The organism is Gemmatimonadota bacterium, assembly GCA_026705765.1.
In the GTDB taxonomy this organism is placed as follows: Bacteria; Latescibacterota; UBA2968; order UBA2968; family UBA2968; genus VXRD01.
Genome location: JAPPAB010000180.1, coordinates 1 through 22,864, shown reverse-complemented (window position 1 = coordinate 22,864; position 22,864 = coordinate 1). Strand labels below are relative to the sequence as shown.

General features: G+C 51.0%; 26 protein-coding genes and 1 riboswitch. Of the genes, 23 read left to right on the top strand and 3 right to left on the bottom strand.

Translation table 11 applies throughout. The features are described from left to right. Positions 1-7 precede the first annotated feature (7 nt). The 9 genes from OXH16_23075 (at position 8) to OXH16_23035 (ending at position 7,451) form a co-directional block, all read left to right on the top strand. Positions 8-1,045 (top strand): hydroxyacid dehydrogenase, encoded by a 1,038-nt coding sequence (locus OXH16_23075; protein MCY3684288.1) that lies wholly within the window; start codon positions 8-10, stop codon positions 1,043-1,045. 58 nt (positions 1,046-1,103) lie between these two features. Continuing rightward, the gene (locus OXH16_23070; protein ID MCY3684287.1) at positions 1,104-1,490 is read left to right on the top strand and encodes a cytochrome c; all 387 of its coding nucleotides are present in this window, start codon (positions 1,104-1,106) and stop codon (positions 1,488-1,490) included. A gap of 80 nt (positions 1,491-1,570) precedes the next feature. Then, positions 1,571-1,942 (top strand): copper chaperone PCu(A)C, encoded by a 372-nt coding sequence (locus OXH16_23065; GenBank protein ID MCY3684286.1) that lies wholly within the window; start codon positions 1,571-1,573, stop codon positions 1,940-1,942. Further along, positions 1,939-2,595, top strand: coding sequence for an SCO family protein (locus OXH16_23060; protein ID MCY3684285.1), 657 nt, complete (start codon positions 1,939-1,941; stop codon positions 2,593-2,595). The genes OXH16_23065 and OXH16_23060 overlap by 4 nt, the downstream gene beginning before the upstream one ends. Before the next feature lie 17 nt (positions 2,596-2,612). Then, positions 2,613-3,734 carry a DNA adenine methylase gene (locus tag OXH16_23055; protein MCY3684284.1) on the top strand — a complete coding sequence of 374 codons (1,122 nt, stop codon included), beginning with the start codon at positions 2,613-2,615 and terminating at the stop codon, positions 3,732-3,734. Between the two features lie 8 nt (positions 3,735-3,742). Further along, on the top strand, positions 3,743-4,489 hold the full coding sequence (locus tag OXH16_23050) for a prolipoprotein diacylglyceryl transferase (GenBank protein MCY3684283.1): 747 nt from the start codon (positions 3,743-3,745) through the stop codon (positions 4,487-4,489). Between the two features lie 36 nt (positions 4,490-4,525). Beyond that, on the top strand, positions 4,526-6,031 hold the full coding sequence (cysS, locus tag OXH16_23045; protein MCY3684282.1) for a cysteine--tRNA ligase: 1,506 nt from the start codon (positions 4,526-4,528) through the stop codon (positions 6,029-6,031). A 19-nt stretch (positions 6,032-6,050) separates the two neighbouring features. Then, a complete protein-coding gene (gene hemB, locus OXH16_23040; GenBank protein MCY3684281.1) occupies positions 6,051-7,022 on the top strand; it encodes a porphobilinogen synthase in 972 nt (323 codons plus the stop codon). Between the two features lie 9 nt (positions 7,023-7,031). Then, entirely contained in the window at positions 7,032-7,451 is a 420-nt protein-coding gene (locus OXH16_23035; protein MCY3684280.1) for a SufE family protein, read from the top strand. 57 nt (positions 7,452-7,508) lie between these two features. Here the strand turns inward: OXH16_23035 and folE2 are convergent, their stop codons facing one another. Then, on the bottom strand, positions 7,509-8,354 hold the full coding sequence (gene folE2, locus OXH16_23030; GenBank protein MCY3684279.1) for a GTP cyclohydrolase FolE2: 846 nt from the start codon (positions 8,352-8,354) through the stop codon (positions 7,509-7,511). Between the two features lie 52 nt (positions 8,355-8,406). Between folE2 and yidD the strand changes: the two genes are divergently transcribed. Continuing rightward, complete coding sequence (gene yidD, locus OXH16_23025) at positions 8,407-8,682, top strand: membrane protein insertion efficiency factor YidD (protein ID MCY3684278.1); 276 nt, start codon at positions 8,407-8,409, stop codon at positions 8,680-8,682. Positions 8,683-8,686: 4 nt separating this feature from the next. Here yidD and hinT read toward each other — a convergent pair whose 3' ends face one another. After that, positions 8,687-9,037, bottom strand: coding sequence for a purine nucleoside phosphoramidase (hinT, locus tag OXH16_23020; GenBank protein ID MCY3684277.1), 351 nt, complete (start codon positions 9,035-9,037; stop codon positions 8,687-8,689). Positions 9,038-9,224: 187 nt separating this feature from the next. On the opposite strand from hinT, the gene rpmG reads away from it, so the two are divergent. From rpmG to OXH16_22960, 12 genes are all read left to right on the top strand, one after another. Next, positions 9,225-9,389: a 50S ribosomal protein L33 gene (gene rpmG / locus OXH16_23015; GenBank protein MCY3684276.1), complete on the top strand. Its 165-nt coding sequence runs from the start codon at positions 9,225-9,227 to the stop codon at positions 9,387-9,389. Positions 9,390-9,411: 22 nt separating this feature from the next. Then, positions 9,412-9,654: a 50S ribosomal protein L28 gene (gene rpmB, locus OXH16_23010; protein ID MCY3684275.1), complete on the top strand. Its 243-nt coding sequence runs from the start codon at positions 9,412-9,414 to the stop codon at positions 9,652-9,654. Between the two features lie 8 nt (positions 9,655-9,662). Further along, a riboswitch (cobalamin riboswitch) is annotated at positions 9,663-9,836 on the top strand. A gap of 137 nt (positions 9,837-9,973) precedes the next feature. Continuing rightward, complete coding sequence (locus OXH16_23005) at positions 9,974-11,071, top strand: ABC transporter substrate-binding protein (protein MCY3684274.1); 1,098 nt, start codon at positions 9,974-9,976, stop codon at positions 11,069-11,071. 12 nt (positions 11,072-11,083) lie between these two features. Beyond that, a complete protein-coding gene (locus tag OXH16_23000) occupies positions 11,084-13,270 on the top strand; it encodes a TonB-dependent receptor (GenBank protein ID MCY3684273.1) in 2,187 nt (728 codons plus the stop codon). Positions 13,271-13,324: 54 nt separating this feature from the next. Then, entirely contained in the window at positions 13,325-14,602 is a 1,278-nt protein-coding gene (locus tag OXH16_22995; GenBank protein ID MCY3684272.1) for a hypothetical protein, read from the top strand. A gap of 34 nt (positions 14,603-14,636) precedes the next feature. Continuing rightward, positions 14,637-15,188 (top strand): cob(I)yrinic acid a,c-diamide adenosyltransferase, encoded by a 552-nt coding sequence (gene cobO / locus OXH16_22990; protein ID MCY3684271.1) that lies wholly within the window; start codon positions 14,637-14,639, stop codon positions 15,186-15,188. Then, complete coding sequence (locus OXH16_22985) at positions 15,148-16,308, top strand: adenosylcobinamide amidohydrolase (GenBank protein ID MCY3684270.1); 1,161 nt, start codon at positions 15,148-15,150, stop codon at positions 16,306-16,308. Before cobO ends, OXH16_22985 begins: the two co-directional genes overlap by 41 nt. Continuing rightward, positions 16,299-17,252, top strand: coding sequence for an adenosylcobinamide-phosphate synthase CbiB (gene cbiB, locus OXH16_22980; GenBank protein MCY3684269.1), 954 nt, complete (start codon positions 16,299-16,301; stop codon positions 17,250-17,252). Before OXH16_22985 ends, cbiB begins: the two co-directional genes overlap by 10 nt. Positions 17,253-17,309: 57 nt before the next feature. Next, positions 17,310-18,899: a cache domain-containing protein gene (locus tag OXH16_22975; protein ID MCY3684268.1), complete on the top strand. Its 1,590-nt coding sequence runs from the start codon at positions 17,310-17,312 to the stop codon at positions 18,897-18,899. A 31-nt stretch (positions 18,900-18,930) separates the two neighbouring features. Further along, positions 18,931-19,200, top strand: a complete 270-nt coding sequence (locus OXH16_22970) for a type II toxin-antitoxin system HicB family antitoxin (protein MCY3684267.1) — start codon at positions 18,931-18,933, stop codon at positions 19,198-19,200. A 267-nt stretch (positions 19,201-19,467) separates the two neighbouring features. Then, positions 19,468-20,472, top strand: a complete 1,005-nt coding sequence (locus tag OXH16_22965; protein MCY3684266.1) for an ABC transporter ATP-binding protein — start codon at positions 19,468-19,470, stop codon at positions 20,470-20,472. Positions 20,473-20,485: 13 nt separating this feature from the next. After that, positions 20,486-21,556, top strand: coding sequence for an iron ABC transporter permease (locus OXH16_22960; GenBank protein ID MCY3684265.1), 1,071 nt, complete (start codon positions 20,486-20,488; stop codon positions 21,554-21,556). A gap of 5 nt (positions 21,557-21,561) precedes the next feature. On the opposite strand, the gene OXH16_22955 is transcribed toward OXH16_22960, so the two are convergent. Further along, a complete protein-coding gene (locus OXH16_22955; protein MCY3684264.1) occupies positions 21,562-22,341 on the bottom strand; it encodes a DUF4377 domain-containing protein in 780 nt (259 codons plus the stop codon). Between the two features lie 234 nt (positions 22,342-22,575). Here OXH16_22955 and OXH16_22950 point away from each other — a divergent pair. Beyond that, the coding region (locus OXH16_22950) for a transcriptional repressor (GenBank protein MCY3684263.1) at positions 22,576-22,864 on the top strand (289 nt) is incomplete at its 3' end.

Genomic DNA, 22,864 nt, shown 5'->3' with positions numbered 1-22,864 from the left:
GTTAGTTATGCCAAAAGTCCTTCTCGCGTCTAATAAGCGCGTCCGAGATAGCTATTTTCCGCCGGCGGAACTCGCCCGTCTCGAGACCTTTGCCACATGGGATTGGTTTGAGTGCGAGGGCGGCAATATTTACGAATCCCATCGCGACCCCGGAATTATTGCGGGTTTAATTGATTGTATTGGGGATGCGGATGCTGTTGTTGTGTGCTCCGGTTGCCCCAAGATCGATGCCGAGGTGATGGATAATGCGCCAAATTTGAAGTTGGTTGGCGAATTGGAAGGCGACCGCTTTGCCGCGCGCATTGATCTCGATGCTGCCTGGGAACGCGGTATCCGCACGGTTGATACGACTCAGGGGTCGTCTTATCCAGTTGCCGAATGGGCGCTCGCGCTTATCCTGATCGCGTTGCGCAATGCAGGGGCGGCTTTTCGCCGCATTATCGTTGGCGATACCATTGGCGCTAAGAACCGCGATATGCGCGGTATGTTGACCGACAAGCGCGTGGGTCTTATTGGGTGTGGGCATATGGGCCGCCGTCTGATTTCTTTTTTGCGTCCTTTTAATACGGATATCTGGGTTTACGATCCGTATTTGTCTCGCGATATTGCCGAGATTGTCGGTTTTACGCAGACTTCGATGGATAAGATTTTTGCGGAATGCGATGTTATTGTCTGTGTTGCCCCGCTTACACCGCGCACCAGAGGTATGATTGGGAAACGAGAACTCGATCTCATCCGACCCGGGTCGGCTTTTGTCAATGTTTCGCGCGGCGCGATTGTCGATTCAAATGCTTTGATCGAACGCCTTAAGCGAGGTGATATTACCGCGGGTCTCGAGGTTTTTGATCCGGAACCCATTCCTCCCGATAGTGAGATTATTCACCTTCCCAATGTGTTTTTAAGTCCGCATTTTTCGGGGCATACGGGCGATGATTATCCGCACTTTTTCAAACTTATGGTCGATGAACTCGATCGCTTTTTTCAAGGCCACGAAACGTGGTTTGACCTTACGCCACAATCGCAGGCGAATCGCAGAGGCGACTGATTGCTTTTTCAAGTTCTGCATTTTGGGTATATTCATACCAACTATATCGGGAGATGTTATGTTTCGCCTCTTTCTCACAGCTTTCTGCGTCATTTTGATGGCTTGCCAGAATCCGCCAGAACAGAAAGCCGAACCCCCTCAGCGACCGCAGTTTGCCGCGGCAGATATTGAAAGGGGGAAGGCTCTTTACACAAAATATGGGTGCGCGGTTTGCCATGGTCGCAATGGCCATGGCAATGGTCAGATCGCGCGTACTCTCAATCCAAGGCCCCGCGATTTTCACGATCCAAAGGTTTATAAATACGGGCGTTCGGTTGAGGCTGTTTCGCGTACGATACTCAAGGGCGCGCTCAATGAACGAGGTATGGGTATGCCTGGCTATCCCCAAATCTCAGAGGAAGAACGCAGGATTATTTCCATTTTTATTGTTTCGCTACAGAAATGAGAGTGTGTATAAAAAGTGGGATATTTTTTCTGACCCTCATTCTGCTGGGGATGGGATGCAGTGATCGGGAGATTTCTTCTGTGACCATTAAAAACGCATGGGTCCGGCAGAATATTCCGCCACAGTCTATGACTGCGGCTTATTTGGCTATTCACAATGAGGGGATGGCGACTGCGCTCGTTGCTGCTTCTACGCCTGCGGCTGAGGTTGCCGAGATTCACGTTATGACGACGGATGGCAATATTATGCGTATGAAAAAAATTGACCGTTTGCCGATTCCGGAAGATGGTTCAGCGACTTTGCAACCGGGGGGTAACCATCTTATGCTTATTGGTCTTAGACGCGATTTGGCTCCAGGCGATTCTCTTGCGCTTACGCTTACTTTTGAAAATGGTCAGGTGGAGACGCTTCGGGCACCTGTTGTTTCTTTTCGGAGTGAAGGGCGCAGATGAATACGATCCGCAGATGGGCGCAGATGGACACAGATAAATGGCGAGAGATAAGGGGGGACTGGAGAGGCTTTTTGCACTTTGTACTTTGCTCTTTGCTGTTGCTATTTATGGCCTGTAAACCGCTTGAGCGCGCGCCGCAATCCGATCCCGATCTCACCCTTTCTGCCGATCCCTTTCCTTTTGGCGGTGATTTGACGCTTGTTGACCACGATGGTAATTCTTTCCATTTGACGGAGCAACAGCGTCCGTTTCTTCTCTTTTTTGGCTATGCGAGTTGTCCCGATGCGTGTCCCCAAACGATGGCGCGGCTTGCGAGTGCTTATACGATTTTGGGTGAGGATGCACGCGATCTGAAGACGCTTTTTGTGAGTGTTGATCCCGGGCGTGATTCCCCGCAAATGCTCAAATCTTATTTGTCGCATTTTGACGTGCCAGCTATTGGGCTTACGGGGGTGCAGGATAGCATTGATGCGGTGGTTAAACGCTATGCGGCTCATTATGAGATTGGTGAGCAGGGTTCTGCGGCAGGGTATCTTATCGACCATTCCCTCTATACCTATCTCATTGACCAGAACGGCGATTTGCGCTTCTTTTTTCGCCCGTCTCATACTGCCGAAGAAATTGCGACTGTGGTTCGTCAGTTGTCCAGGTAGATTTTGGGGGATAAAGCATGATGCGAGTCGCTTGCGATGTTCCCTGCACAGAGGGGATCAAATACGCGGGGTCTAAGTTGAAACTTCTTCCGCATATTTTGCAATTGGTCAAGAGGGTGGATGCAAAGACGGTGTTGGATGGTTTTTCGGGTACGACGAGGGTGTCGCAGGCGCTCGCGAGGCTGGGTTATACGGTTGTTTGCAATGATGTTGCGGTGTGGTCGAAGATTTTTGGGACGTGTTATTTGCTGAATAAGAAGAGGCGAGAGGATTATCAGCCGCTTATCGATCATCTCAATGCGCTTTCGCCTGTGGATGGGTGGTTCACGGAGCACTATGGGGGCTATGCCAATGGTGGGTGTGCGATACAGCGGGATGGGCGCAAGAAGCCGTGGCAGATTCACAATACTCGCAAATTGGATGCGATTCGAGGGGAGATTGACGCGCTGAAGCTGGATCCGGTTGATGAGGCTGTCGCGCTTACGAGTCTGATTTTGGCGCTGGATCGCGTGGATAGCAGTTTGGGGCATTTTGTTTCTTATCTGAAGGATTGGTCGCCTCGCTCTTATAAGGAACTTGTGCTGAAGGTGCCGAATATTTTTTGTTCATCTGGGGAACATCGGGTATTTCAGAGGGATATTTTTGATCTCGTTCCAGATATATCTGTTGATCTGGCGTATTTCGATCCGCCTTATGGATCGAATAACGAGAAGATGCCGCCGTCGCGGGTGCGATATGCTTCGTATTACCATGTGTGGACGAGTGTGATTTGCGCCGATAAACCAGCCCTTTTCGGGAAGGCCAATCGCCGCAGGGATACGTCGGATACGGTGGCGGCGTCTGTTTTTGAGGCGTTTCGGCGGAATGATGAGGGGCGTTTTATTGCTGTTGAGGCGATTGAGAATCTGATTGCGGCGACGCGCGCGCGGTGGATTATTCTGTCGTACAGTTCTGGCGGGCGGGCGACTGCCAGGGCGTTGAACGATGTGATGCGGCGCAATGGCGATCTGGTAGATGTGGTTGCGCTCAATTACAAGAAGAATGTGATGGCGGGGATGAAGTGGACGAATGAGTGGTTGAGAGATGCAGAGGAACCGAACCGGGAGTTTTTGTTTTTGCTCCAGAAGAAGGCGGTCTGACACATACTATGTCTCCAATTCTCTTTGAATACGGGCCGATTCGCATCGGCGTTTATGGCGTGATGCTCGCGGTTGGTTTGCTTTGTGCCTCGTGGGTGCTCAAGCGCGAGTTTCGGCGTCGGGGTCTCGATCCCACGTTGTCAGATCGCATTGCGTTTGCCGCTGTGATTGGCGGTATTGTGGGCAGTAAAATTTTTCACGTTTTTGAGTATCCCCACGCTTTTGTGGCCGATCCTTTTGGGACGATTTTTTCCTCTGTGGGCTGGGCCTGGTATGGCGGGTTTTTGGGCGGGGCTGCGACTGTGCTCCTTTGGCTTCGCCGGTATAATGCGCTCGATTGGCCCGCTGTGGATGCGATTGCTCCGGCTCTTGTGGTGGGGTACTTTTTTGGGCGGGGAGGATGTGAGCTTTCGGGCGATGGATGCTATGGGATTCCCACGAATTTGCCCTGGGGTATGGCTTATCCCAATGGTCTTGTGCCCACGCTCGATTTTGTGCATCCGACGCCGATTTACGAGATGATTCAGATGGTTTGTATTTTCGGGGTTTTGTTGGCTCTGCGCGATCGTCTCAGACCCGGTATGATTTTTGGTCTTTATCTCGTTTTGATGGCTGTTGCTCGCTTTTTTGTCGAGTTTGTGCGTCTCACGCCCGAGGTTTTTATAGGGCTTACGGTGCATCAATGGGTCAGTATTGGTCTCGTGGTTACGGGGATTTATCTCATTAATTTCCGTCGAAAAAGACTTCAGAATTGACAAAATTATGACCTCGGTTTATTTTTGAACTCGATTATGGATATTCGATTTTACAATACGCTGACGAATCGCGAAGAAATTTTTGAGCCGCTCGATCCTCCAAATGTGGCGATGTATTCCTGTGGTCCAACGGTGTACGATTTTGCCCATATCGGCAATTTTAAGTCTTTTTTGTTTTCCGATGTGCTCCGTCGTTTTCTCGAATTGGCCGGTTATCATGTTACTCATGTGATGAATATTACCGATGTGGGGCATATGACGGACGACGATGTGGCCGATGCGACTGGCGAGGACAAAATCGCGGTGGCTACACGCAAGCTCAAGGAAGAAAAGAAGTTGGGTAAGTTGCCCGATGATGCGATTTCCAATCCCGATGATCCGTTTGAGGTGGCGCAATATTTCACGGATGCATTTGTCGAAGATGCGCGTTTGCTGGGGATTAAAGTGGCGCACGACTATCCGCGCAATATGCCGCGTCCCACGGAACATATCGATGCCATACAGATGATGATTCAGAAGCTGTTGGACAAGGGCCACGCCTATATTGCCGATGATGGTGTGGTTTATTTTAGTGTTGAATCTTTTCCCGAATACGGTCGTCTGTCGGGCAACGATCTCGATCAACTCATCGCGGGTTCGGGTGGGCGCGTGCTTGAGGAACACCAGGCGATCAAGCGCAATCCCGCTGATTTCTTTTTGTGGAAACCCGATCCGTCGCATATTATGAAATGGCCTTCTCCCTGGGGTGAGGGGTATCCGGGCTGGCATATCGAGTGTTCGGCTATGGCGATGAAGATGCTGCGGCGCGAGGTTATCGATATTCACACGGGGGGCGAGGATAATATTTTTCCGCACCACGAATGCGAGATTGCCCAATCGTGTTGTGCGACGGGGCATTCGCATTTTGCCAGGTACTGGATTCACCCGCGCTATTTAATGGTTGAAGGCGAGAAGATGTCCAAGAGCAAAGGCAATTTTTTTACGGTGCGGGATGTGCTCGATGGCAAGGTGACCGGGCGTCCTGTTCATCCTTCGGTTTTGCGTTACGAACTTATTAAGACGCATTATCGCACGCAGACCAATTTTACGCAAAAGGGCGTTCGTGATTCGGCCAATGCCGTGCGAAGATTTCACGAGTTTGGGCGGGGGCTTGTCCAGGCGGCGAATGGAAGTGCGACTGAGGTCGGCAACGATCAACCCGTTGTTGCCGATTTTCTCAGTGCTTTGTCCAGCGATCTCAATATTAGTGCAGCACTTGCCGTGGTGCATAACTGGATGGGGCAAGAGGTAGATGACCCGTCCGAAGCGCTGGATGTGTTTGATAAGATCAATAGTGTGCTGGGGATTGCCGATGTCAAGGCTAAGTCGTCTGAATCGTCGGATGAGGTAGATACCAGCGAGGCGATTTGCAAACAGATTGATGAGGCCCGCGCATCTAAAGATTACGATACTGCTGATCGTCTGCGGCAGGATCTCATCGATGCGGGCTACGAGGTGCGTACTACGCCGGAGGGGACGATGGCTGTGAAGCAGTTGGCTTAGAAGAAGGTGGATGACTTTTATGAATTTTCCGATTACTCGCATGCGCCGTTTGCGCCAGAGTGAGACTGTGCGCCGAATGGTGCGCGAAAATTATGTGCGCGTTGACGATTTGATTATGCCTCTGTTTGTGTGTCCGGGCAGAGGTGTGAAGAAAGAAATTGGGTCTATGCCGGGCAACCATCAGATGTCGATAGATGTCGCGGTTGAGGCGTGTAGAGAAATTGCCGATCTGGGCATTCCAGCGGTGATTCTTTTTGGGATTCCCGATCACAAAGACGCACGGGGGAGTGGGGCTTATTGCGATGATGGCATTATTCAGCGTGCGATATCTGCGATTAAAGAAACTACGCCTGATCTCTATGTGATTACGGATGTGTGTTTATGCGAATATACGGACCACGGGCATTGCGGTGTGATTGTGGATAACGATGTGCATAATGATGAAACGGTTGATCTTCTCGTCGAGGAATCCCTTTCCCATGTTCGCGCGGGCGCAGATATGGTCGCGCCTTCCGATATGATGGATGGCCGCGTTGGGGCTATTCGCTCTGCTCTGGATGCCCAGGGGTTTGACCATATACCGATTATGGCTTATGCTGCTAAATACTGCTCGGGTTTTTACGGTCCATTCCGAGAAGCGGCAGAGTCTGCGCCGCAATTTGGTGATCGCCGATCCTATCAGATGGATCCGGCAAATGGCGACGAGGCCATGCGCGAGGTGGCTCTGGATATTGAAGAGGGCGCGGATATCGTTATGATCAAGCCCGCATTGCCCTATCTGGATATTATTTATCGGGTGAAAACAGAGTTCGGCGTGCCGGTTGCCGCTTACAATGTCAGCGGCGAGTTTGCGATGCTCAAAGCGGCTTTCGCCAATGGTTGGCTGGATGAAGTTCGGGTGCGAGACGAGGTTCTGGTGAGTATTAAGCGCGCGGGTGCAGATCTTATTCTGACTTATTTTGCGCGCGATATTGCGCGGGTGGTGAGGTGAGAGGTTTTTATGGATATTACGATTGATCGCATTATGCAGAATTTTGATGTTCTCACAGATTGGGAAGATCGCTACCGGTATATTATTGAACTCGGTCGCAAGTTGCCGCCTTTTGATGAGAGATACAAAGTTGATGACAATCTGGTGCGGGGGTGTGTGAGCCAGGTTTGGCTCGTGACCGATGTTCGAGATGGCGATCCCCCAGTGATCGAATTTCGCGCAGATAGCGATGCGCAGATTGTCAAGGGGCTGGTCGCTATTTTGTTGTCGCTGTATTCGGGTAAGACTGCTCGGGAGATTCTCACGGCTGATATTCGCAGCATTTTTGAAAAGCTCGATCTCGCCAAACACCTCAGTATCAACCGCGCCAATGGCTTTGCCTCTATGGTCAAGCGCATTCACGAACTCGCGCTTGCCACAGCGGCATAGGTTGAGGAATGATAAAAAGGGCCTATGAGAAGGCCCTTTTTTTAGTGTTATATGTTGTTAGACCATCAACGCGTTTTCCGCTTCTTTGCGGTGCGTCAATAACGGACCGCGCACACCGCGCTCAATTTTGGCATACGCATCGTGGTTGTGGATGCTTTCGTAATTGTTGCTCGATACGTAAAACCACGCGATGCGCTCTTGGTCCATCATGGATAGCAGGTCTGTCGCCACATCGCGCACGATGTCTTCGACAAATTTGGGGTTGTTATATGCGCGCTCGGTTACGTATTTTTCATCTGTGCGTTTCAGGATGGGATAGAGTTGACACGACGCATGGTATTCGCCAATGTCGATCAAATCTTCAAACCAGATAAATTCATCCTCATAAGGCCGCACGTCCATTGTGATTTCGGAACGTTGATTGTGCGCGCCGTAGTCGCTGATTTCTTTGCTGCAGGGGCAGAGGCTTGCCACGTTGGCACGCACGCCGATGAGCTTGTCTTGCGTGCCTTCATTTGTCAACATTGCTCTGAATTCACAGTTGTAGTCCAGCATGCCTTCAATGCCCGTGATAGGTGCTTTACGGGTTAAAAAGATGGGAAATGCCATGCTGAGAAATGCTTCTTCGGCTTCCAATAATTCGAGCATTTCTTCGAGTACGATGTGTACGCTATCAGGTGTAAAGTGTTTGTGTTGCTCGTTCAGCGCAATCATAAACCGCGACATGTGGGTGCCTTTTTGATGGTGGGGCAGACTCACGGTCATGGACAGGTTGGCTACTGTGTGAAATTCGCCGTTATCGCGCAGCGGCAAGGTCAAGGGATAGCGGACATTGGAGACACCAACCTGGTCGATTTCAATACCGCGTTTGTCATGTGAGTTTTGTATGTCGGGTAGTTCCATTCTGTTCTCCGTAGTTTGAAAAAGTTCGGCCTAATATACCTCAAAATACAAAATGGTCAATCCCATAAAAATTGTCGATAGAATGTTTTCCACCACCGCGTGTGTGCTTATTAAGGGCTATCAATATGTGCTGTCGCCCTTGATGCGCTTTTTTGCCATTGCGCCCAGTCCATGTCGCTATCATCCCACCTGTTCGCATTACGCGCTTGAAGCTTTTCGCCAGCATTCCTTCGCGTATGCCCTTTCTCTTGCGATACGGCGTGTTTTGCGCTGCCGCCCGTTCGCCAGGGGTGGGTACGATCCGGTTCCTCCGCCTTCTGATCAATGACCTGCTATCTCGCCAACATTCTGCCCAGAGGTTGTCCGCCGAGCAGATGCATGTGGATGTGAAACACTTCCTGGCCTCCGTCGCGATTGCAATTGATGAGCAGGCGATACCCGTTTTCTGAAATGCCCTCTTCTGCTGCGATTTTTGCCGCGACGGTTATCATGCGCCCCAGTGCGGGTTCGTCTTCTTTTGTCACGTCGTTGATTGTAGGGATCAATTTATTCGGTACGATCAATACGTGGGTGGGTGCCTGGGGATTGATGTCCCGAAAAGCGGTTACCAGGTCGTCTTGATAGACGATGTCTGCGTTGATTTCGCGTCGAATAATTTTGCTAAAGATCGTTTCTTCGGACATTGTTCTCTCCTTTGCTGAGTGTTGGTGAACGCAAAACTGTATGATAGGGAATGAGATTTGTTTTTGCCAACTGGATTTTGACTGTGTAATACAAAATTCTTGATGTTATAGAGGTAACACTGTATATTTCAACTTCTTGCCCGCCGCGTGTTGGCGGTCTGATAACAAAAGATACTGGGGGTACGCTATGGCTAAGCGACAGGGTAGCCGCATAGGCATTAGAATGAAAAGTACAGAGAGTTCGCATTATTATCATACGGAAAAAAATCGACAGAATCATCCCGATCGTCTCGAACTAAAAAAGTTTGATCCGATACTGCGGAAGCGTGTGCTCTATCGGGAAGAGCGATAGATATTGATAAGAGGATTTTTCCATGGCCAGACGTTGTAGTATTACGGGAAGGGGACCGCTTAGTGGTCATCACGTGTCCCACTCCAAACGAAGAGTCAAGCGGGTGCAGAAACCCAATTTGAAGAGCAAGCGCATTTACGTCCCTGAACTGGGGCGCTTTGTGCGTATCAAACTCTCAGCCCGCGCACTGCGAACGGTGAATAAAAAAGGTCTTTTGCCGTATCTCAAAGAGCGCGGTCTTTCAGTGGAGGAAGTTGCGCTTTAAATAAAATGTCATAAAACATGGATTCGGGTTGCAGTATAGGGAAAACGGTGAGAATCCGTTGCGGTCCCGCCGCTGTAACTGGGGATGTTTCTCGCACTATATGCCACTGGTGAAAAACCGGGAAGGCGCGAGGCGCATGAGACCCAGAAGCCAGAAGACCTGCCCGAATCTCAGGCCTTATTGATTTCCTCGTGGATTGGGAAAAAGGTGAGATAATGCGTGCGCTATGTGGTTTTGTCGCGTTTAGCTATGTCCCTGATTTCTACAAGGAAGTCAGGGATTTTTTTGTGCGAGGTGTGTGTTGAATCTGAGAATATGGATGCAGATGATATGTTGTATCGGAGTTTGGATCATACCTGTTCAGGCGCAGTTGTCTTTGCAATATGCACAGGGTTTTCGCGTTGATTATTTCGATGATTACAGGGTTGTAACAGTGCTCGCGCCCGGGGGTGGAGAGCGGGAAGAGGTTCAGTATATCTTGGTGCAGCGCGGGCACGAGTCGCCCGATGGCTATGAAGGGGTTCCGAGAATAGAAATTCCCGTGCGGACTTTGATTACGACATCTACGACGCATTTGCCACATGTCGAAAAGCTCGGTGAGGTGCATAGCCTGATTGGAATTGATAATATCAAATTTGTCAATACAGAGGCTGTCAATCAACGCTTTGCGGAGGGTAAGTTGACCGAGGTTGGTCGAGATAGGGCTATGGATTTGGAAAAGGTTCTGGTGCTTCAACCCGATCTCGTTATTGCAGATACGTACACGCAAGAGAATGTGCTTGTCGTGTTGCAAGAGGCTGGTGTGCCCGTTGTGATTAACGCCGCTTATGGGGAATCTTCTTTGCTGGGGCGCGTGGAGTGGATCAAATTTATGGGTGTTTTTTTTGAAAAAGAAGGGCTGGCATCGGCCCAATTTGATAGCATTGTTGTGAGGTATGAGGCGCGGAGGGCGTTGACGCAGGATTTGCCGATGGACAAACGTCCCACGGTTTTTGTGGGGTCTCTCTGGCGCGGGACCTGGTTTATGGCTGGAGGTAAAACCTATGCTGCACAATTGCTCAGGGATGCGGGTGCAAATTATCTGTGGGCAGATGATGAGTCACAACAGAGTTTGGCGCTCGATTTTGAGACGGTTTACGAAAAGGCGCACGATGCGGATTGCTGGATCACGATGAAAAATGGGTGGTTTTCTCGAGATGATGTTGTTGCCGAGGACGAGCGTTACAAAAGATTCACGGCGTTTGAGAACGGGAATGTTTTCAATGCCAATGCGCGTCTGAATGCGCATGGGGGCAATGATTATTGGGAGACAGGGCTGATTGAGCCGGATGTTGTGTTGGCGGATATTATTAAAATTTTACATCCCCACTTGTTGCCAAATCATCAGCTCAAGTACTATCGAAAGCTGGATCCATAGCTTATGAAAACGATGCGTTTTTTCATTTTTTTAATTCTTTGCGCGAATACGCCGCTTTGGGGAGCGCAGATTGTTGGTCGCGTTACGGATGTGGAGAGCCGAATGCCCATTGCAAGTGTGCGTGTTCGCATTCTCAATACGGATTTTGTGACGCAGACGGATGGCGATGGGCGTTTTGTTTTTTTTGATTTGATGCCGGGTGCTTATACATTGTCCATAACTCATGTGGCTTACGATGAGGTGCGGCGTACGGTTCAGGTGGCCGAGACGGCTGAGGTTTTTATTGCGCTGTCTCTCAGGACCCTTCCCCTTGATGAGTTTTCGGTGATTGCCGATCCGATAGGTGCCAGTGATATTCACAGGAATCCGGCGTATGCGACGGTTATTCCGCGCGAGAGTTTTGAGGGTAGGGAGACGACGTTGCCCGATGTGTTGGCCGAAGCTACGGGGGTACACGTCAAGCGACTGGGTGGGTTGGGCACTTTTAGTACGCTTTCGTTGCGCGGTTCATCAGCCGATCAGGTTGAGGTCTACCTCGATGGCATTTTGCTCAATACTGCTTTTGGTGGGGGGGTAGATCTCAGCAATTTGCCACTGGCTCACGTCGGGCAGATTGAGGTGTATCGCGGTGCAGGTGCCGGGGGCAATGGTCTGGGGGGCACGGTGCATGTGCGCACGCGACAGACGCAGGGACGATGGTTTCATGGGATTCGAGGATCGTGGGGAGCTTTTGATACGCGGTTGCTGAGTGGTGTGTTCGCGGGTGGGTTTGGTCAGTCGGAGTTTCTCGTTGTGGCCGATTATGCACATAGCGATAACGATTTTGGATTTCTCGATGATAATGGGACGGAATACAATGACAGTGACGATGTTTGGAGCAGGCGTCAGAATAACGATCATCGATCTTTTAATCTTTTGGGCAAATGGCGTCGCGCTTTTGGGGAGGATAGAATTTTGTCTTTTCACGAGTCCGCGTACTGGAAATATCAGGGTATGCCCGGTATTAGCAATAATCAGTCGCAGAATGCACATTTGGATGTTTTCCAAATGATGACAGAAGTCGCTTATGAAGATCGCGTTTTTTTGCGCGGTATAAATACGCAGCAATCGCTTTATGTCACGCATGTCAAAGAGCGGTTCCGCGATCTGGATGGCGAGATCGGGATTGGTCGCCAGGATAATGATTATCTCACGCGTACTTATGGGTGGCTGGGTCGTTTGCAAACGGTTCTGTTTTCGCATTGTGATATCGCGGCTGCGATTGGGTTGCACAGGGAGACTTATTTGCCGACGGCGCATCTTCGGTCTCTCTCCAATTTGTTCGATAGTCAGCGGTGGGTTTTTGTCGCGCGCACGGGTGTGGATATTTCGCTGCCGGGTGAGATCGGTATCTGGTCTTTTGGCGCGGAGCAACGGCGGATATACAGTTCGTTTACCGGTGCGAATCCTTTTAATTTTTCGCCGCTCGCACCCGATTCGGCCAATACGCGCAGTCTCACCAGTCTGCGTTCGGGTGTGCGTTTGGATCTGGCATCCCATCTGATGTTTAAGGCCAATGCGGGGCGCGTATTTCGCGTGCCTTCTTTTTACGAGCTTTTTGGCGATCGCGGCGGTGTGGTCGGCAATGTCAATCTCAGGCCAGAGTATGGTTTGACCTGGGATGCTGGTCTGCGTTATGCAGATGGTACGACCACTTTGGAAGGCGCGTTTTTTGACCATCGCTATGAGGATTTGATCCAGTTTGTTCACACGTCACAGGCTACGTCGCGTCCGGTTAATATTGGCAAAGCGCGCGTGTATGGGTTTGAGATGACCGCGCAGAGACGTTTTGGTTCTCGGGCCGATCTGTCGGGTAATTACACGTATCAAAAAGCTACTGATAAGTCCAATATTCCCCATTTGGTTGGCAATATTTTACCCAATCGTCCGCCCCACGCGCTGTTTGTTCGCGCGACAATGCGTCTGGGACGCTGTACTGCGTTTTACGATTATGCATTTGAAGATGGCAATTTTTTGGATCAAGCAAATCGACGCCCGTTATTATCGCGGCATGTTCACAATACGGGTGTGAAGGTGGATACGGGGCTGCGGTTTCACATTGGATTGGAGGTAAAAAATTTAACCGGAGCACAAATCGCCGATACCTGGGGTTATCCGCTGCCAGGACGCGCGTTTTTTGTGAGTTTGAATGCGGATTAAGTGGTTTTTATGAATCAATGCTGCTAACATTTTTAAACGAAAAAGGAGAATACAATGATTTTATCTGTGTCTATCCGTGGACATCTGTGTAAAACGCTCAAATTACTCGCGTTTTTTCTTTTGTTTTTTACTTTTAGCGTATCGGCAAATCAGGCGATTATCACGACGACGGATTATAGCAGTGGTAGTTTTTCGAGTCTGGATCTGAGCACGAATACGGCAGTGCGCGATCACCTGACGATTCACTCGGATGCGGTGGTGCGGACGTATCGGGATAAGGTGTATATTATCAATCGCCTGGGACAGGATAATGTAATTGTTTTGAGCAGCAGTGATCTGAAGACGCCTTTGACGCAGTATTCGACGGGCAATGGTTCAAATCCGCACGATATGGTTTTTGTCAGCGAGGAGAAAGCGTATATTTCGCGGTATGGGCGCACGCATTTGTTGATTGTAAATCCGGTTACGGGGGATTCACTGGGTGCGGTGGATTTATCGGGTTTTGCAGATGCGGATGGTTTGCCCGAAGTATCTCAGCTCGCGTTGTACGGCAATCATTTGTTTGCCGCGTGTCAGCGGCTGGATCGAGATAATGGGTGGGTGCCGACGGATGTTTCGGTGATTGCGGTTGTTGATGTGATGAGGGATCAGGTGGTGGATGTGGATGCAAATACAGCCGGGGTGCAGGGGATTGTGATGGCGGGTAAAAATCCCGCGGGTGCGGTACAGCGAGGAAATAAGTGGTTTTTGAGCGCGGTTAATACGTTTGCTGATTTGACGGATGGCGGGATTGAGGTGATTGATCTGGCAAATTTGAAGAGCGAAGGCGTTGTGCTTGGTGAGATAGCTTTTGGGGGTAATCTGAGTTCTCTGGCGATGGTTTCAGATGAGGAGGGGTATGTCGTTGTTTTGGATGCGAGTTTTGCCAATGCTGTCAAGCGTTTCGGTTTGGGGACGCAGTCTGTATCACCACCTCTGGATGGTTTGACCGGGGGTTTTGTGCCGAGCCTGGGGGTGTTTGGGGAACGGTTGTACGTTTTGGATCAAAGCAGTTTTGCGGATCCGACAGCCGTTGGCGTGCGGGTTTATGATGTGAAGACGGATGAGCTTGTGGCCGGTCCGATCAGTACGGGGCTGTTGCCTTCGACTATTGCATTTGTGGGCAGTGTGGCTGATTTTAATGGCGATTGTGTGGTTGATTTTAGCGATTTTTTGGCTTTTGCTTCCGCGTTTGGGAAAGCAGCGAGTGATGCTATGTTCGATTTGGATGGCAATGGTTCGGTCGATTTTCCCGATTTTCTGATTTTTGTTTCGGAATTTGAAGGGGAATAAAAAGCCTGTATCCGCGTTCAAAAGAGAGGTTTGTATGAGTACCAGACAACGAAAACGGCATGTGAAAAAGGGCCTGGTGATGGTCAATACCGGAGATGGCAAGGGTAAGACTACGGCTGCCCTTGGGGTGATGACCCGCGCATGGGGGCGCAAGATGCGTGTGGGTGTGATTCAGTTTTTGAAGCACGAGAATGCCAATTTTGGCGAGATTCGCGCGGCCAGGCGCATGGAGGTCGATTGGATTGGTACAGGCGATGGGTGGACGTGGACGAGCAAGGATATCGATGAGACACAGGCTCGGGCATTGCGCGGTTGGGAAGTGGCGCAGGAGCGGATTGTAAGCGGAGATTACGATCTGTTTATTCTGGATGAGTTTACGTATTTGATGGCTTTTGGATGGTTGGATGCAACAGAGGTGGTAGATTGGCTGCGGGAGCATAAGCCGGAGATGTTGCATGTGATTATTACGGGGCGGGATGCGCCCGATGAGCTGGTTAATTTTGCCGATATGGTGACGGAGATGCGCGAGGTTAAGCATCCGTTTAGTGATCAGGGTATTGTGGCCCAACCCGGGATTGATTTTTGAGATGGGTGAGTTTATCGATCAGCATGAGTATTACGATTTGAAGCGCGATGGCCGTTTTTTGATCGCGGAATTGCTGGTGCCGCATCAGGTGCTGAGTACGTCGGCATATCGCGGTGGTTTGTGCGAGGATGTCCGATATCTGGTGAATCACCAGAGTTGTGAGGGCAATGGGCACGATGCGCGCTTTGCGTTGATTAAACAACTGGGGGAGGTGGGGTATCATCGCCATGTCTGTGCAGAACGCGGTTTTCCGCCGGACGCGGTTGCGCTGATGGGGACGGCTGCAAATATGCATTATGCGGCTCGCGTTGTGGAATCGCATGCCGAGTTGCGCGTGTGTGCGGTTGTTACCGCAGGTGTTGAGGGCAATGCGGGGTGTGCGGGCGATGGGGCGAGTTGGCACGAAGAGGATGCGGGATGGCGCCATCTCTATGAGGGTACGATCAATGCGATGGTGTTGATCAATTGGCCGCTTACGCCAGGGGCGATGGCGCGGGCGGTGGTGACGATGACTGAGGGGAAGTCTGCCGCGCTTCGGGATCTCGCGATTTCGAGTCGCTTTTCTCAGGATCTCGCAACGGGTACGGGTACGGATCAGTACTGTGTTGCCGCGCCTCTGGATAAGACACGCGTGCCCAAGACCAATGCGGGACATCACGCAAAACTGGGCGAGTTGATCGGCAAATCTATGCGCAAAGCCACGCTGGAGGCACTGCGATGGCAGAACGGTTTGGAAGGGTCTTATACGCGTAGTGTTTTTCATGCGTTGAAGCGGTTTGGGTTTAGAGAGGATCGATTTTTGTCGGCGATGGAGAAACGGCTCAAAGCAGATGAATTTGCGTTGTTAAAGAAGAATCTCAAGTCCGTTGTTTATGAACCACGCGTTTCGGCGGCGGCTTATGGGTTTGCAGCGGTTTGGGATCGGGTGCGGTATGGGACGGTTTCACTGGAACTGGCAGATCCAGTGTTGCGGCAACAGGCAGCGATATTGGCGACTTCGCTGGCGGCAAGACCAGATGTCTGGTTGTCGTGTTACGAGCAGTTGCGCGTGGATGAGAACGCATTTTTGGAGGTCGTTTACGATGCATTTGCGCTTGGATGGCGTTTGAAATGGACGTGACAATTCTCGAGCCGGATCCGGTTTTGCTTCTTTGCGCGGTTGTTTTGGATGGTCTTTTTGGCGATCCGGTTTATGCGTTGCATCCCATTCGTTTGATGGGGGCGACGCTGTCTTTTTTTGAGCGGTTGCTTCGCGGTTTGCGTTTGGATGGTTATGCTGGTGGGTGTTTGCTGTTTTTTTTGTTGTCTGCGTTTTGGGTGGGGGTTGTCTGTGCATTGGCTTTTGTGTTGCATGATGTCCAATCTGGGGTGGGTTGGATTTTTCAGGTTTTTGTTTTGTACTCTATGCTTGCGCTCAAAGATTTGTGCAAGCACGGGTTGGCAATTGATCGCGCTGCTGATCTGGCGCGTGCGCGAGAGGCGGCGTCTATGCTTGTGGGGCGCGATACGGATGTGATGGATTTTGCGGCTTGCCGGCGTGCGGGTATGGAGAGTTTGAGCGAGAATGCTGTGGATGGTTTTGTGTCGCCCGTTTTTTGGTACGCTATACTGGGGTTGCCGGGTGTTGTGTTTTTTAAGGTGGTTAGTACGATGGATTCTATGGTGGGGTTTAAGACGCCGCCATACCGCTATTTTGGCTGGTGTGGGGCGCGGCTGGACGATGTGCTCAATTTTATTCCGGCGCGTTTGACGTATTTGGGGATGGTGCTGGTGGCGTTTTTTATACCCGGGTGTTCTGCGCGCAAGGCATTGCTTATCGGGTGGCGGCAACACGCGCTTGTTCCGGGGCCAAATTCCGGGTGGAGTGAAGCTGCGGCTGCTGGTGCTTTGCAGAGGCGGTTGGTCGGTCCTGTTTGGCAGGGAGGAATGCAGATTACAGATATCTGGTTGGGCGATGCGGATGATCCAGAGGGTGGACAACCCGGGGATATGCGCCGTATGTGTGTTTTTGTTATTGTTACCTGTTTGCTCGCGACAGGGCTGGTGGTTTTATTGACTTTCTGAGGTCACACACCTATTTTTTGTAGCAATCCAATAAACTGATTACAAAGAGGGCCTATCGTGAAACATTTGATAATTATTTTGGGGCTGGCCAGTCTCTTTTTTGTCGCGCGTCCCGCCGTTGTACAGGGGCAGGAGGTAACGGCGAATGAGGTGGTGGATCGGGAGACTCTGAAAGCTTTTGTCGAGGGGGCAAAGGATTCATTAGAGAGCGCTGCTAACTTTGCTGAGGTCTCAAGATTGATTGAGGCATTCAGGATTGAGGGGGATTGGAAGGCCGGTTCGATGTATCTCGTGGTATTGACTTCCGAGGGACTCGTACAATTTCACGGGGGCGATGTGACGTTTGAGGATAAAAACGTCCTTGATCTCGAAGATGCCAGAGGCGCTAAGATTGTCCAGGAGATGCTCGTCGCGGCCGCTGGAGACGGCGGTTTTGTCGCGTATTATTGGGATGATCCGGCAGTGGAAGGAGATGCCGATTCGCCCAAGCTGACTTACGCTGTTCCGGTTACTATACGCGGTCTAGAGTTTATCTTAGCTGCCGGCTTTTATATGGATCTGTCCAGTGTTGATGCCGAGCCAAATATCTTTGATATCCTGGAGGTAACAGCCCGTGATGTGGTGGATCGGGAAACTCTGAAAGCTTTTGTAGAGGGTTTGAGGGTTCTCGTTCCCATTATTGAGGAAAAGGGTTATCCCTACCTGGCAACCGTCCAGGCTGCAATCAGGACCGAGGGAGAGGATTTCAAGTATGGTTCGATCTACATTTTTGTGATAGATACCAGCGGTGTGTTGATCTTTCACGGGACCGCTGACCCGAGTTCCTATGGGCAAAATATGATTGATGTAGAAGATGTCAATGGGGTCAAAATTGTGCAGGAGATCATCGCGACAGCGACAGCGGGCGGCGGTTTTGTGAAGTATTATTGGGATAATCCAGCGGTAGAAGGAGATGAAGACACCCAATCGCCCAAGGTGAGCTATGTGATCCCGCTTAATATCTTCGGTCAGGTTTTTATCGTGGGCGCTGGTATTTACCTGGAGTCCGATACGGCGTTCGATGGTGCCGGTCTGGTGGATGTGCAGGTTGTAGGCGATGGCGATGTGAGTGGTTTGACGGTAGAGGTTTCTCGGTCGATTGCCGGTCGCGTGCCCAATTATGCGTGGCATAATACGACAGATGAGATGGGTCGTGCTGTGGTGAGGGTGATGGCGGATGACCAGAGTAGTGTGAATGGCATGTATCAGGCGCGCGTGCGTTCGGCAGATGGTGCGACCATTGCGAGGTGGTCCAGTATTCCAATCGTGCCCGGAAGTCGCGTGACGTATGAGGTCAATTTGAACGGTGATGTGCGTTTTATCAATCCATCTGCGGCTTCATTGGGGCAGAATCATCCCAATCCGTTTAATCCAGCGACGACTATTCGCTATTCTCTGGGCGAAGCAGTGAATGTACGACTGGCGATCTACAATGTACTGGGGCAGGAAATTCGGTTGCTGGTTCAGCAGTTCCAGGCCGCGGGAAATTATACGGTCGTGTGGGATGGGCGTGACGCTGCCGGGCGTCAGGTAAGTACGGGTTTGTATGTGTATCGCTTGCAAGCCGGGGCTGATGTGGTCACGCGCAAGATGTTGCTGGCAAAATAGTAGTGAATAAAATCACTCTGAGGACAAAGATATGAAAACTTATTTATTTAAGGCTGTCTTAGAGAAAGACAAGTGGCCCGATGAGCCAGATGCTAAAGCTGTCTGGAGAGCTTATATTCCCGCGTTGGAGCATAGAGGGGCTGCGAGTTGGGGATATACCCAGAAAGAGGCGTTAGAGAATTTGGAAAACGCTGTTGATCTTCTTGTTGCGTATCTGCTGGAGAATGGGGAAGAGATCCCTTCTGAACCTTCTTCACAGATTCAGGTTAGTGATGTTCCTCTGGTCACTGTAGCTATCTAATATGGCGATTGATTATAGCAGGCTTCGTTCATTGACAGCACGCAGATTGATACGAGCAATAACAAGAGACGGGTTTCGTGAATATAGAAGAAAAGGCGCGACCCGTTTTTTTGTTCACCCAGATGGGAGAATGACGACTATTCATCTCCACAATATGAATCAAACTTTTGCTGTCGGTACGCTCAAATCAATCATTGAACGACAAGTTCAGTGGGGAGAGAATGATCTTGAACGTCTTGGACTTTTGAAATGATTTGACAGAGGTGCATGGTGGCGATTCTCAAAACACAAAATCTCGCTGTGGGTTACAAACACGGCCGACGTCCGTCTCGCGTTGTGGCGCGCGATATAGATGTGTCGCTTCATCGCGGTGAATTTGTGTGTTTGCTCGGTCCCAATGGTGCGGGGAAATCCACGCTTATTCGCACGCTTGTGGGGATGCAGCCGCCACTCGATGGGCAGGTTTGTCTTATGGGGCGGGATATCTCGGATATGTCTGCTACTGAGGTTGCCCGGGTGATTAGCGTGGTGCTTACGGATCGCATTGGTGTTGGTATTATGGCTGTGCGCGATCTGGTCGGTCTGGGGCGATATCCCCATACAGATTGGATCGGACGCTTTACAGAGGAAGATGAACGGGTTGTTTCCTGGGCTATTCGGGCAGCCCGCGCTGAGGATTTGGCATATCGCAATGTGGCAGAACTCAGCGATGGCGAGCGTCAAAAGGTTATGATTGCACGCGCGCTGGCGCAGGAGCCAGATCTTATGATTCTGGATGAGCCTACGGCTTTTCTCGATTTGCCTCGCCGCGCTGAGATTATGGCTTTGTTGCAGGATCTGGCACATTCTACGGGTAAGGCGATTTTGCTTTCAACGCACGATTTGGATCTGGCACTGCGTTGTGCAGACCGCATTTATCTTTTGCCGTTTGAGGGCGCATTGCAGACTGGCGCGCCCGAGGATTTAATTCTCAATGGCGCATTTGAAGGCGCGTTTCAGAGTGATGGCGTGCGTTTTGATGCGGATACGGGTGCGTTTAAGCTCAATGGACAACGCGGTCGCGCCTCAGTTGCTGTTTCGGGACAGGGACGGCGTGCTTATTGGACAAAGCGCGCGCTGGAGAGAGCCGGATTTCAAGTGGGAGATGCGGGGGCTGAGTGGCGCGTCGATATTGGGGCAGGGGATGCCTGGTGTGTTGAGCGCGGTGGAGAGAGCCGGGAATACGGTTCGATTGCCGATTTGATTGCGGCACTGAAAAGTGAGCGCGGATAAAAGGATGGTCGGGATGGAGGCTCAATACAAGGATGAAGCGCAGGGGAGATCGCGGCACGCGGTTATTGTGCTGGGGTTATTTTTCCTGCTTCTAATCGCGTTCGGCTTGAGTTTGTCGTTGGGGTCGGTTCATATTCCGTTGGCGGGCTTGTTCGGTATTCTTACGGGCGGAGAAGTATCTTCTGAGGCATGGGCGATTATTGTTCATACGATTCGATTGCCCAAGGCGATTACCGCTGTGCTGGCAGGTGCAGCGCTTTCTGTGAGTGGATTGCAGATGCAAACGCTTTTCCGCAATCCTCTGGCGGACCCTTTTGTGCTGGGTATCAGTGCTGGCGCGAGTCTCGGCGTTGCGATTGTGGTGCTGGCGGTGGGTTCGGTCAGCAGTGCGCTTATCGCGGGGTTGGGCTTTCTGGGCGATTTGAGTTTGGCTGTTGCAGCTATCCTGGGTGCAGCCGCTGTGCTGGGGTGCGTGTTGTTGGTTTCTCGCAGTGTGCAGAGTGTGATGACGTTGCTGATTTTGGGGCTGATGTTTGGGTATGCGACGGGGGCTTTTGTCAGTGTTTTGATTTATTTTAGCGTTCCCGAACAAATTCAGTCGTACATTTTGTGGACTTTTGGCAGTTTTGGGAGTGTGACCTGGCGACAGATGCCCGTGCTCATTTCTGCTATTTTTGTGGGTCTTTTGCTGGCGTTTTTGTGTATTAAGCCGCTCAATGCACTGTTGCTGGGGGAAAATTATGCGCGCAGTATGGGTTTGAATGTCAAGCGTATTCGCTTGTGGATTTTGGTCAGTGCGTCGATTCTGGCGGGCGCGACGACTGCTTTTTGCGGTCCGATTGCGTTTTTGGGTCTGGCTGTGCCGCATCTTTGTCGCAGTCTGTTGCATACGTCGGATCACCGCGTGCTTATGCCTGCGGTCACTTGCCTGGGGGCGACGCTGGCACTGCTATCCGATCTGATCGCCCATTTGCCGGGTAGTCAATTTGTTTTGCCGCTGAATGCGGTGACGTCCCTGATTGGCGCGCCGATTGTGATCTGGTTTATTTTGCATCGCAAGAATTTGAGTCAGGCGTTTTCGTAAGGGCTTCAATTATTGGTGCTCTGCTCGAGGGTTTCCAACCAGCGATAGCCGTAGGTCGGGATGTTGGATGAAGACGGGGTTGTGCTACTGGTAAACATGTCGAATCGTTCGGCTCGCAGACGGTAGCTGTAGTTGTGCCGGGGCTGGAAGTTCACGATTTCACTGCGGAATGCTTCGCCATTGACGACGTTGCAGTACACGGCGCCGCAGGGGGTTCTGTGGGGGCCTACGGTTATTTCTTCTTCTGTGCCCGTTACTTCGGTTTTTGAGACTATTTCAGTCAATACGTATCGCCCATCGCTGTACTGGTTTGCGTTGAGGGTATAGTAATATCCGGCTTCGTACTCAAAGTTGGTGATGATGTCGTTGTAGGGCGCACCGTTAATCAGCAGGCAAAAGTCGTCGTTTTGCTCGCATTTTACCCTCGCTGGTCCCACGGATAGGGTTGTGGGCGTGGAAGGCGCAGGGGTTTTTTCTATTTGTTCCAGCAGGCGATAATTGTACTGGCCAGCGTCCTGCGGGGGTTCTTCTCCATCATAGGGGTCGTATATGCCGATCCGCAGGTGATAGTTGTAGCCCGCTTCAAAGTTGAAGCCTTCAATGCCGTCGTAGAACAATGAGCCGTCAACGATCATGCAGGTCTGTTCACCCATGCCGTAGCATCTGGCCAGGGCTGGGCCGACAGTTACTTCTCGTATTTCAATGTATTCGGAATTGTTCGGGTCCAACGGACCTATGCAGGCAGTAAGGAACAGTGCGAAGAGGAAAAACCATCTGGGGTGCATTGGGTCACTCCTTTTTGTACGGCGCAGTAACGGTTTACGGTATTAAACATTATGAAGGGCAAATGGGTTCCCAAATATGAACATTGATTGACTTTCTGAGGTCAGTTCAAGGCAGTTCCCCGCCGGTTGTTTGATCTGTTTTCTCAACCATCTGCCATCCGTTGATGTACCCGTTGTGTACGGTTTTGTCCATTAAGTCTTGACAATAATGTGAGAATTGATTATCATTTCTTCATGCAAAGAGCGAATCAACAGCAGAGAGCGAAACAGCAGCTAACCGTCTTGCGAGCCCTTAGCGAAGCGGACGGCCCCCTATCCGCCAGGGAACTGTGGATCCGCCTGAGCGGAAGCGGAGAGCGTGTCGGTCTCGCCACGGTATATCGCGCGCTCCAACGGGGTGTTGAGGAAGGAATGCTGGAGTCGGTCGAGGGGTTGGGCCGCGGCGTTCGGTACGAGCCCAAGGATCGTGAGCATCACCATCACTTTCTTTGCTCGACCTGCGACCACGCGTTCGACCTCTTCG